The sequence below is a fragment of the Bradyrhizobium retamae genome (genome assembly GCF_001440415.1).
GTDB classification, from domain to species: Bacteria; Pseudomonadota; Alphaproteobacteria; order Rhizobiales; family Xanthobacteraceae; genus Bradyrhizobium; species Bradyrhizobium retamae.
Window position 1 is genome coordinate 37,510 of the sequence record NZ_LLYA01000177.1, and the last position, 11,571, is coordinate 49,080.

11 protein-coding genes are annotated in these 11,571 nt (G+C 57.6%); 6 read left to right on the top strand and 5 right to left on the bottom strand.

Features of this window, described 5'->3' with window-relative positions; all coding sequences use genetic code 11:
• Positions 1-311 precede the first annotated feature (311 nt).
• From CQ13_RS28525 to CQ13_RS41660, 3 genes are all read right to left on the bottom strand, one after another.
• Entirely contained in the window at positions 312-848 is a 537-nt protein-coding gene (locus tag CQ13_RS28525) for a LabA-like NYN domain-containing protein (RefSeq protein WP_057846147.1), read from the bottom strand.
• A gap of 824 nt (positions 849-1,672) precedes the next feature.
• The gene (locus CQ13_RS28530; RefSeq protein WP_156433967.1) at positions 1,673-2,077 is read right to left on the bottom strand and encodes a hypothetical protein; all 405 of its coding nucleotides are present in this window, start codon (positions 2,075-2,077) and stop codon (positions 1,673-1,675) included.
• Between the two features lie 199 nt (positions 2,078-2,276).
• Positions 2,277-2,762, bottom strand: coding sequence for a PRC-barrel domain-containing protein (locus CQ13_RS41660; protein WP_082637695.1), 486 nt, complete (start codon positions 2,760-2,762; stop codon positions 2,277-2,279).
• Between the two features lie 890 nt (positions 2,763-3,652).
• Here CQ13_RS41660 and CQ13_RS28540 point away from each other — a divergent pair.
• Both CQ13_RS28540 and CQ13_RS28545 read left to right on the top strand, forming a co-directional pair.
• Complete coding sequence (locus CQ13_RS28540) at positions 3,653-4,852, top strand: ABC transporter substrate-binding protein (protein WP_430649719.1); 1,200 nt, start codon at positions 3,653-3,655, stop codon at positions 4,850-4,852.
• A gap of 132 nt (positions 4,853-4,984) precedes the next feature.
• Positions 4,985-5,392: an SPW repeat domain-containing protein gene (locus CQ13_RS28545; protein ID WP_057846150.1), complete on the top strand. Its 408-nt coding sequence runs from the start codon at positions 4,985-4,987 to the stop codon at positions 5,390-5,392.
• Between the two features lie 68 nt (positions 5,393-5,460).
• On the opposite strand, the gene CQ13_RS28550 is transcribed toward CQ13_RS28545, so the two are convergent.
• Positions 5,461-6,111: a response regulator gene (locus CQ13_RS28550; RefSeq protein ID WP_057846151.1), complete on the bottom strand. Its 651-nt coding sequence runs from the start codon at positions 6,109-6,111 to the stop codon at positions 5,461-5,463.
• Position 6,112: 1 nt separating this feature from the next.
• Positions 6,113-8,149 carry a sensor histidine kinase gene (locus CQ13_RS28555; protein WP_057846152.1) on the bottom strand — a complete coding sequence of 679 codons (2,037 nt, stop codon included), beginning with the start codon at positions 8,147-8,149 and terminating at the stop codon, positions 6,113-6,115.
• Positions 8,150-8,372: 223 nt separating this feature from the next.
• Between CQ13_RS28555 and CQ13_RS28560 the strand changes: the two genes are divergently transcribed.
• The 4 genes from CQ13_RS28560 to CQ13_RS45045 all read left to right on the top strand — a co-directional run.
• Positions 8,373-9,158, top strand: a complete 786-nt coding sequence (locus CQ13_RS28560; RefSeq protein ID WP_057846153.1) for a Crp/Fnr family transcriptional regulator — start codon at positions 8,373-8,375, stop codon at positions 9,156-9,158.
• Positions 9,159-9,473: 315 nt separating this feature from the next.
• Entirely contained in the window at positions 9,474-10,190 is a 717-nt protein-coding gene (locus CQ13_RS28565) for a PRC-barrel domain-containing protein (RefSeq protein ID WP_082637697.1), read from the top strand.
• Between the two features lie 195 nt (positions 10,191-10,385).
• On the top strand, positions 10,386-10,598 hold the full coding sequence (locus CQ13_RS28570) for a hypothetical protein (protein ID WP_057846155.1): 213 nt from the start codon (positions 10,386-10,388) through the stop codon (positions 10,596-10,598).
• Positions 10,599-11,182: 584 nt separating this feature from the next.
• The coding region (locus CQ13_RS45045) for a hypothetical protein (RefSeq protein ID WP_082637699.1) at positions 11,183-11,571 on the top strand (389 nt) is incomplete at its 3' end.

Sequence of the window (11,571 nt, forward strand, 5' to 3'; positions counted from 1 at the left end):
GCATCCGGTTGCTGGGCGAACCATCTGTATTTGCGAAGGCGGCAGGTCATTTACGATCGCACAAAGCAAAAGGGTCGCTGCTGATCGAGCAACCCCGGGGCTCACAATGGCTACGATTTGAAATTTCCGTCGCCCCGGACCGGCAAAAGCTATCTGGAGCTTACGGTTTCAAGCATTATCACACGTTAGTCATGCGCCCAGCCAACTGCCATTAGCGAGATTTGATACCTGAACTTAAGCAGGCAGCGCCCGGTTCAGACACCGGCTGCAGCTTGCGGACCTGCCCTCAGCCGGCGGGCTTTCCGCAGAATTCAAGACTCGCGTTTGCGCGACTGCAGTGGCCGGCCAATCGAAGTCTTAATTGCGAGCAGGTCGATGAAACTATCGGCCTGCCTTCGCAGATCGTCGGCCACCATCGGCGGCGTCGTCCGAACACTCGACACGACGGTGACCCTTGCGCCCAATCGTTGAACTCCTTCCACTAGTCGCCGAAAGTCACCATCGCCAGAAAAGAGGAAGATATGATCCACACAACGCGAAAGCTCCAATGCATCGATCGCGAGATCGATTCTGATGTGGCGCGTCGTCCGCCTGCGGCCCTCATGATCGTCGTACTCTTTGATAGATTTCGTCCTAACCGCGAAGCCGTTGTAGTTCAGCCAATCAGCTAGTGGCCGAACGGCGTCGGATTCTCCTTCCCTGAAGGTCGTGTAGAAGTACGCGCGGACGAGGATGTTTGATTTTGAGAACTCATGAAGAAGCTTTTTGTAATCAATCTCGAAGCCAAGATTTTTTGCCGTATAGTGCAGATTAGCGCCATCGATGAAGAGCGCAATTCGATCGGTCATTTCAATTCCCTGGATCCAGCGTCCTTTGCGCGGTTGTGAATGCCCGGCAGGTACCCATTTGCCGAGGCGCGTTTTGAACCTAATCGCGGTTGGAATTTCCCGCCGAGCGCTCTTGACCACACCCTGGACGATCTAGCTTGGGCGCCTAATGGGGCGACCTGCTAGCCGTCGTAGGCCGACCTGGATTGCAGTCGTCCGCTTCAACTACGGGCTGTTTCAAGGGGCCGACATACGGGGGTGCGGTCAGGATTGCGAGCAGAGCGAGTGAAATGATGGTCATAGCTTCGACCCTTGTCATTGCCATCGCATCACACCGGTGAGAGAAGCGTCAACACAGCGCTGACGCCGGACCTGCTGGAGGCTACGAGCATCAGCTAGGGTGAAGAGAGCAGGGTGACGATGACAGCGACCGGCGTCGCAAAGAGACCTGCAAGTGTCGTGCGCGCCGTTCTTTTGTATCTCGGTTTCATCGCGACACGGCCTCCCTGTTCTCGGGTCGCGGTGCCCGCCTCACGAGATGCCGCCGGCGATGATGTCTACTCCCTGACATAACGTCGGCGCGAGCGTGCGGTTGCAATGGCAACCGTTCGGAAGGAAGCGGTAGTCAAACAAGTCTGTACGGGGCAGTACCATTTGACGGTATCAACACGGAATCCGGGATGATGAGGGCCTCTCAGCCCTTTAGCTCTACGCGTCGCTGGACGCATTGTTTGGGGGCCTCGTAGCTGCCCCGTACTGAGTGTCTCGCAACCAGAAGCCTGTTACGGATAATTGAACATCCATATCCATCTCGATCGGAGAATCGGTCTGCACGCCGTGATCGGTCAGGCAGGCAAATGGATATCGTTCCAAATGGGCGGATCGTCGATCCTCGTTGCGGACGGCGGTGTTTGTTGGGAAGTGGCCGGGGCGGTGCTTGATGGGCCGACCATGATGAGCGCCACCCCCACTAACAATAGCAGGCCCGCCGAGATGGTCGCTGGTGCTTCGAAGTCGTGCCGATACTCTTTCAGCTTTGGAGCAATCGCGAGAACAAGGATCAATATCGCGGCAGGGACAGCGAGACGAAGTGTGAAGGCCCATCCATTTGAACCTACTTGCCACCACGCGCCGACTGTGATGAGGAGGAACGCGAGTAAATATATCCAGGCGCCCTCAACTCGCCGTCTGCATATAAGTAGACCCGAAACGCCCAATCCGAGGCCGCAGGAGAGATAGTAGAGCGGCATGTTCCGAGCGCCGGCAACGCAGTAGATCCCGCCGACCAAGATCATCACGGACCCGAGGACGAGTGCGATCCAATCAGCTGCTGGTCTGATCTGAAGCATATGCGAACCTTTGTGACGTCGGCTTTGCACAAGCATCGCTATCGGAGTGCAGAGACCGCCAGCGCGGTCGTGTGACCGTAGCCGGTGGCTCGCGATCATGCTAGGTGTTGCCTGGGTACTTGAATTCTGGTGCTGCCTTCAGCTGCTCGGCGCTCGCATCCATCGTGGCGCGCCATTGATTGTTGGCTCGATCGTAGGTTAGAGCGATCGAGGATGAATGTACTGCGACGTAGCGGTCGGCGATGCCAAAGAACCCGCCGATCGAAAGGATATAGCCGTCGATTCCGTTCTCGTTGAACGCAATATCCTCAATGGTGGCGATGGCTTCGTTCGCCTTGTTTCGCACTTCGAGTCCCACGACCCGCGAACTCATGCGGTCTTTCGATGATATAGCCGTGAATGCGCCGACTGCGTTGCTCGCGTCGCTGGTAGGATTGAGCCGAGTTTTCCCAACTGTCCCCTGATCTGCCAGGTTTCTATGGGTCTGACTTGCCGGCGGTTCTTCTGACGGGCTGTTGGTCTGCGCAAAAGCCGTTGAAGAAGCGGCGGCAAGGACGGCCGCGGCAATGATGATGTTTCTGTTCATGGGATCGGTCCCTCTCTACTCTTTGCCGACTGATGTAGTCGAAGCGAACCTTCCGTGTTGCCGGCGCAGTCACCTGAGTATCGTTCAGGTTACGCTGCAGTCGGTGAGGCGCTGGCATACCGATGCACCATAAATGCGCACAAAATGATGGAGTTGCCAGATTGCGTGGTACAGCGCCGTACATTTTCCGGGTGGCTATCCTGGAAACAACGACGCGATGCATGCTGCAACTAACTACGCGCAGGAGAAGTACTCCCTGGCCTGAGCGCGGCTGTTGGCAATCGCGCTGCCGATAGCAGCGCCGGCGACGAAACCTCCGATAGCCGGGCCCCAGCCAAAGTGGCCGCGATGGCCATGTCGCCACCCGTGATGGTGCCAGCCGTGGTGCCGACCATGACCGCGCCATCCAACGGTGATAATGGGTGAAGCACTTGCGGTAGGTTTGCTGGTTGCGACTCGTGCTGCAGTCGCCGGTCTCGCATACGGTGCCGATGCAAGAACGACGGCTACTAGTGTGGTTAAGGTGCGCTTTAATCCCAGTCTCCCATTGGGTCCTGAGACCCTTACCAATCCCCCGACACAAGAGAGATTGCGAATAGGGACGGTGCGAAGGTGTACGCACTCCCATTCTTGGAGTTGCGTTGCGCCGGCTCTTCTCACCGGCGGCGGGAGGTATCGCCCCCGTGATTGACGACGCAACGCCGTGCGATCGGCCATTGTCCGGCGTCAGGAATTTCCTGACCTTCGCCAGCATTGACCCGACTGAAACTGCTGATTGAGCGAGCGCATATTCGTGGATGCTTGTTCAGGGAGAGCAGATGCTCCGTGGGCAAGCTCAAGCCTGCGAGGGAGACAAGCCAATGCATAGATCTTCGATTAGCGCCATAGCGATGGCGGCGGTAGTGGTCTTGCTATCAACGATGAGTACCGACGCAGTAGCCCAGAAGAAATACAACGCTGGTGCGACCGATACAGAAATCAAGATCGGCAACATCATGCCCTACAGTGGGCCAGCTTCGGCTTATGGCGTTATCGGCAAGACGGAGCAGGCCTACTTTGCCAAGATTAATGCTGAAGGCGGCATCAACGGCCGCAAGATCAACTTCATTTCCTATGACGACGCTTACAGCCCGCCAAAAACGGTTGAGCAAGCGCGAAAGCTCGTGGAGAGCGACGAGGTCCTTTTGATCTTCAACTCGCTCGGTACGCCGCCCAACTCCGCCATCCATGAGTACATGAACAGCAAGAAGGTCCCACAGCTGTTCGTGGCGACAGGCGCGACGAAATGGGACGATCCCAAGAACTTTCCGTGGACTATAGGCTGGCAGCCAAACTATCAGAGCGAAGCGCGAATCTACGCGAAGTACATTCTGCGTGAGAAGCCGAATGCCAAGATCGCAGTGCTCTATCAGAACGATGATTACGGCAAGGACTACCTGAAGGGCTTGAAGGACGGCCTTGGCGCGAAGGCTGCATCGATGATCGTCGCAGAAGAGAGCTATGAGACGTCGGAGCCGACCATCAACAATCATATCGTAAGACTGCACTCGAGCGGGGCAGACGTCTTCTTCAACATCACGACCCCGAAGTTTGCGGCTCAGGCAATCAAGAAGGCCTTCTTGATTGGTTGGAAGCCCACTCACTTCCTCAACAACGTAAGCGCATCGATCGGCAGCGTGATCAAGCCGGCGGGCTTCGAGCACAGCCAGGGTATTATCTCGGCAGCCTACCTGAAGGACGCGCTAGATCCCCAGTGGAAGGACGATAAGGGCATGAAAGCCTACTATGACTTCCTCGAGAACGATTTTCCCGAAGGTAACCGGGCCGATGGTTCGGTGATTTACGGCTATAACGTGGCAAGAACGCTGGTTGAGGTGCTGCAAAAGTGCGGCGACAATCTTACCAGAGAGAACATCATGAAGCAGGCCGCGAGCCTGAAGGAGTTCTCATCCGGGACGTTGCTGCCGGGCATCGCTATCAATACGAGTCCCCAGGACTTCGCGCCCATTCAGAGGATGCAGCTCATGAGATTCAAAGGCGAGCGTTGGGAGCTGTTCGGCGACGTAATAAGCGGTGAAGTCAGCGGCTAGGAGCCGCGTCTGACTGTCAATTGCGCGGAGATGCGCTGGCCGTGTCTCCGAAGCAGCAAAGGGAATTGAGAGAGCGTCGCCCTGGGCGGGCGGGGTCGACGAGCCGATGTGGCAGGTAGGGAGATACTTGCAATGGTCACCTTGGAAACTGGAGCGAGGAAGCAAGACGCGAAAGGCCGGCATGATCTCGTTAACAAGGTTTGCGATGCGTCCAATCTGCTCGTCGGTGCTGGATTGTTCTTGTCACCATGGCTGTTGGGATTTGGCGCGCCCACGCCGAACGTACCGTCTCAAAGTGCGGGCGTAAGCGGAACCTTCATCGGCATCCTCTCATTCTCCGCGTTGTATGCTTTCGAAGTTTGGGAGGAGTGGCTGATTCTGATAGTTGCGGTCGGTGCGCTCGCGTCACCCTGGATTTTCAACTTCGGTGGCTTAGCAATGGCCGCTCACCTTTGCGCGGGAGCGCTCTCGCTTCTCTTGGTGATGACTAGGCTTGGGCTGTGGTCGCGTATGTTGAGCCGAGATTCCCAGTTTGGCTGACCACGTCGTGCCAACGAGGCATTCCTTTCCGAGGAAGTGCGTTGTCCAGAATCGGCGGCTTCAGAGCCTCATTGCAGATCGTCCAGCCAGCGGTGCGCGACACCATAGCGAACGATTTCGGCTCGCGTGCGAAGCCCAAGCTTCTCGAGGGCTCTCGCTTTGTGAGTCTCTACAGTCTTGATGCTGACATCGAGACGTCCGCTGATTTCCTTGTTGCTCAGGCCGCGCGAGATCATCTGCAAGACCTCTGTTTCGCGTTGACTGAGTTCCGCCAATTGAGGCCCTCCGGTCGCTTGATCCGGCGGTGGCGGGACGACCATTTCCGCAATCGTGGGGTCCAAGTAAAGTCCGCCGCTGGCGATCGCTCTGATCGCTCTGACAAGTTCCTCAGCCGCGGATCGCTTCAACAGATATCCACGGGCACCTGCCCTCATCATCGGCTGCACATAGGCGCGGTCCTCGTGAACCGTCAACGCAAGAACTTTGATCTTGGGAAAGTCGATTGCAGCGATCTCGGCGAGCTTGAGGCCATTGATCTCGGGCAATGAGATGTCCAGCACGGCGATGTCAGGATCAGCTTCGCGGAAAACTTTCAGGGCGCCAGGTCCTGTCGTAGCCTCGCCGACCACCGTGATGTCTCCAGTACCATCAAGCAGCGCCTTCATTCCTGCAAGCACAACAGGATGATCGTCAGCGAGCATGACTCTGATGGAGCTCATGTCAGGGGTCCCTTCCCGAGCCCAGAGGGATCGATATAAACAGCGTTGTGCCGACGCCCAACTCTGATTCTATGACGATCGTACCGCCAATCAAGCTCAATCGCTCGCGCATTCCAGAAAGGCCTAGTCTGCCAGAGGCTTTCCTTTCGCATTCGAACGGTGCGGCCGCTTCGGGGGAAAATCCGACGCCATCATCCTCGACGACAGTGCGCAATTCGTGGAGTCGTTGATCGATTACGACGCTGACGTTTTGCGCCTTCGCGTGCTTGAGAATGTTGGTCAGCGCCTCCTGGATTGCACGATAGACCGCTATCTCGATGTCCGACGGGACGGGATTAGGGATTCCGAGGATCTGAAGGTCCACTTTGATATGGAATCGGCGCCTCCATTCCGAGCAGAGTGCCTTTACCGCATCGTGCAATCCCAGGTCGTCGAGAGCCGTCGGCCGCAGGTCCGTCGCGACCCGATGAAGGTCACGTCCGATTCCGTTAGCCAGAGTTTGGAGCCAGAGAATGCGATCCGCACGGCTACGATCCACCCCTGGTCCAATGCTGTGCTCGAGGTTCTTGAGCCCCAGCAGCAATCCTGTCACGCTCTGTCCGATTTGATCATGAAGCTCGCGGGCAATCCGGCGCCGTTCGTTCTCCTCGGCGACCGAGAGTCGGCGCAGCAACTTGATGCGCTCCATTTCGGCTTGCTTGGCCGCGTCTATATCAATGACGACGCCAAAGACAATGTCGTGCATGTCGGGATTGACCTGCGAGGGACGCCCCGTCACCCGCCGCCAGCGGACATTATGGTCGACGTCTCGCGTGCGGAATTCGATAACCGTTGGCTTCTCATGCACGCTACCCCTCAATGCCTGGGCTACAAAGTCCCTGTCCGACGGATGGATGCCGGCAAGGAATAGCTCATGGGGATAGACGCGATCCCAGGTTTCGCCTGGTCGAGCCGGAAGGTTCAGAAGGTCTTGCGCACGATGCGAAACAAGCACCTCTCCGCTCTTCAAGTTCCAATTAAAGACACCCAGTTCTGCGGCCTCTATGGCGAGCTTGCGACGCTCCTCACTTAGACCTAACGCGATAGCCGCTTGTGCTTCCTGCTCATGGCGCCGCTGCGCCAGATCGATACCGGTGAGCCAGGCTAGGGCGATCGCGAGTGCAATGCTGACGGCGCCGCCACCCGCCAACAGATACGCTGACCATCGTACTGGTGCATTCAGGGATTCTGTCGGCAGCCCGAGATGAACAGACCACCCCCCTGTTCCCGGAAGAGAGCGATACACCGCGTCGACTTCGACTCCTTCTAGTGTGCGGCCGACGTATGCTCCCTCGGAGCTGCGCTGAATGGCTGCCCGAACCGACTCACTGGCTGGCCGCCCAAGCTCGAATTGCTCCTTGATCGTCCGCGCAACGATATTCCCTTTGGCATCAGCGACTACGCCAACCCAGCCTTTTGGCGCACCGGCGTGGCGGAGGATCTGACTCACAGCATCAGGAACGAGAGCGATCGTCAGGACAAAGTTGAGACGTCCATCCCGCTTGACGGGAGCCCGCAAGGCGACGAGCCGTTTTCCGGAAATAGGGCCCAGTGGGCCAATGCCGCCGATTGCAGGCTCTTGGGTCTGCACCACCTTGTTGAAATTCTCCCGGTCGGCCGTCGCTCCCAGTTGGACCCCCATCGGCCGAAGGAGATTGAGAACCTGCCGACCCTCGGTATCGACGAGCTCGATCGTTTCCCAAAGCGGATGCGCATCCTTGAGCCGCTTCGCTTCGCGGTAGAACATCTCCAGATCAGGTTGATCCAGCGCAGCAGAAGCAGCCAGCGCTTCCGCCAGTTCGACCTGAGTGGCGAGTTCTGAAGTAACGCGGCTGGTAACACGGTCGAGCGCCTCGAACGCGGCAAGCCGAGCGGCATTGCGATCTTGCCGCGCATTCAGGAATGCAACCCAGCCTCCAAACAAGAGCACGGGAATTGCAGCCGCCATCATCAGCAGGATCAATGACCGCCCTGCCGTGCTTGAGGTCGATAGAGCCATGGCGATTCTTCCTGAGCCCGCGACGCAGTGCCCGTTACGACTCATATCGCTCCAAGGATCATCAAGGAAGGCTGTTTGGCTGTCGGAAAGTTCCGCTCGGCTGTAGGGAAAATCCCGACGGCGTGGGTCTGGACCCCGACTTCCAGGCCCTCGCTGACCATGGTCAGACTCGCGAGGAAAGACAGGTGCGGTCACGGAGAACGCTATGCTACTTTCAGGAGGAATGACGGAAGCGACCTCGACAGATCGTGCGGTGGCGCCGATCCAATACAAAGCTGTCGCCACTTCATCGTATGTGGCCAATGGCATCCTGCGGCAACTTTCCGAGCAATGTCGCGCCGAAATACTGACGCGGTCTGAGAATGTTCCGCTGGCCAGACGTCAGATATTGCTCGAACGAAACGTCCCGCTGCGCTTTGCCTACTTTGTAGAAGCGGGAGCTGTGTCATTGTTCGCACGGGCCGGAGCGGACCGTGCTCACGTTGAAATAGCTACCCTGGGAGTAGGCGATTTCATTGGAACTTCCATTGTGCTGGGAGCCAAAGTATCACCTCATCGTTGCATTGTTCAGGTACCTGGGAATGCTCTTCGGATCAACTCCGATGAGCTGGTCGCACTTCAGGAGGCCTTGCCTGAACTTCGTCGAGCGTTGCTTGCTTACGTTCATGCCGCACTCATTCAAAGCTCTCAGCTGCTTGCGTGCAACACAAAGCACTCGCTGCGCGAGCGACTCGCAAGATGGTTGCTGGTTACGAGCGACCTGCTGCAGATGAGCGACATCCCTTTGACCCACGACGTATTGAGCCGAGCTATCGCGGTTCGCCGCGCCGGCGTCACGACCGAAATCGGAAGAATGGAAGAAGCGGGGCTAATCCACAGAGAGCGCGGAAGTATCTCGATATTGGATAGGGAGGGATTGGCGCGCGCTTCATGTAGCTGCTATCGCCTACTGCGTGTTCCCGCGAAGGCCTGCCAAGCAGGTCAAATGATCGATGCGGTCACTCGGTGAGCTGCGATGCAGATGCGCAGGTTAATTCGCTGCAGAATGCAGTATGCCGCGCCTTTGGGCCTGAACCGGTGACAAACCAAGGAAGATGTGACGCGGCCCGGCGCGGAGAAAACCGACTACTGGCTCGTTAAGGCCTCTGAGGCACTGCTACTTCAGGAACAACATGAAGAAAGACTGGATGGCAGCGAGCTCCGAGTGCGTAAGGCGGGCGAACGTCTTTACGGTGTCATCGGGGCCATAGCTCGCGCTAGAAGCGGAAAGTTGCGAGCAAGCCGCAAAGTTCTCCTGAGGGCATCAGCGTGAAGGAACGAGAACATGACAGGATACCGACCATTTGCATGCTGGCTGTTCGTTGCTGCAGTGGCGCTAGGACTTTGCTCGGCGGCAAGAGCAGATACTGATCAGAAAGCGGGGCAGCAGCTGCCACTGGAGCAAACGCTGTATTCAGGATGGCGCGGTTCACAGCTTCTCGGAAGCCACATTTTCTCGAAGATGGGCGAGTATCTCGGCAGGATACGCAACATAGTCGTTGCCGATAATGGCCAGGTGAAAGCGCTCGTTGCAGAGGGGGCTGGCATTGGTATCACGCCAGAGTTTGTTTTTCGACTCCCTTGGGAGGACGTGGTCAAGCCGGTGCGTGAAGGCGTACTGATTGCAGATCTGACGGACGTCAGATCGCGGCAGTATGGGCTGTTCCCTTTACCGCTTGTCGAGCCCGACGAGAATAAGCCGCAGGTCGAGGATTTCCTTGTAACGAAAGTGCTCGGAGATTACGCGCGGCTGCAAACCGGAGCGGGCTATGGCTTGGTCAAGGACGTGGTCTTCTCGCAGCAAGGCCGGATGCTTGCGGTGCTCGTCGCGCGAGATGCTGCCCAAGGCGGAGGTACGCTCGCTTTTCCGTATCCTGGCGGTACTGGGCGGTGGAGTCCAAGCGCGAGCTACTACGGCCTGCCGTTCGTAACGGCGGAACAGGCGGATCGTGCCGGGCTGCGGGTTGACCCGAAGAGATTCGAGGACCGAGGTGCCGGCTAACGCGAGCCCGATCCGGGGCGCGCGCAAGCGGTTAGGGTGAGAAGAGACAAAACCGCTGATCGAACTCGATTGCCGATGATGCTGGCGCATAGCGGGCCCAGCAAACCCGATGACGCGGTACGATGCCGTACGAAATTGGCGAGGAAGGGCCTTCTCCCATGCAAGCGTCGCCAACGCTAATGATAGGTTTGCGCAATGGATACCAAACAGCGTCCCGCAGCGTCTGAATTGGATGTCCTCATCGCGTCGATCGAGGAAGCGCAGCGCATCCTTTCCATTTACGCCAGCGGATATCCGCGGCGTGATCAGGACGAGTTGCTCAGAATGCTCGAATTTATCCTTTGTGAACCGGCCGTGAATCGGGCGGTGCAAACCCTGAAAGCGAGGGCCCGACTGACGGTAGTCTAGTCGCAGAAGACCAATTGCAATCGTTGCCATGCGGCCCCTCTCCAGTGCCGGCGGCTACGAGAAGGCGCAGTACATCGTCCAATCCATCCATGGTGGCCTTTCATGAAGCGAGTCAGCGTCTAGGCGTGCCTGAACTAGATCTCATTGATGGCTGCGCGATCGAATCAGGGCGAGCAGGAATACCACCGCTGGCACAGGACGGCACTGTGAGATCAATGATCGTCATCCAACCTCCCAACACTTGCAATCCAGCTTTACTTGCAATCCAGCTTTGGAACGCGCGTCCCTCAGCGCGAGCAATTTTCTCTGTACTGTATCGTACGCTCCTCTCTGCGCTCGCTTGTCGATTTTGGCACGATGCCGGTGCGCGAGAACCGATCAGCGATCTGCCGGTCTGACGTCCCTTTTAGCCAATCCGGCTGAGCCGGAAATTGCGCAGCCAGAGACTGCCCGAGCTGGACTTCGTGAGAACGCATCGGCCGCCCTACGGTCGGCGTGCTTGCGTCGCAAAGATCGGCAGAGAAACATCGGAGGTAGTCGAGCGTTGCGAGTTGAAGGGCGATTTGAATAGAAAGGAGGCTGCCATGAAGAGCTTGACTGGGTCAGCTATATTGGCTGCCACAGCGATGCTGTGGAGCGTGAGTGCGGCTGTTCCGGCATCGGCCAAAACTCCCAAGACCGCTGTAGAAGCGTCAAGCAAGGCAAGTGCGGCGCTAAAGTTGACCGAATTCAGTTCACAGCGCCGGCATCATCGGCGTTTTGGTCACGTCCGCCATCACCGACGAGCCTATGCCCTTTATCGTCCGTACCACTATCGTGCCTACCGGCCGCACTATCGGGCGTACTATCGACCATACTACCGGCCCTACCGTACGTTCGGCTTCTACCGGCCGTGGCACCGTCCGTACTACGGGGCCTTGAGCTGGTCCCGGTTGTCTGAACAGCATTTCCGCATCGATAAGTGGAGCGTCTG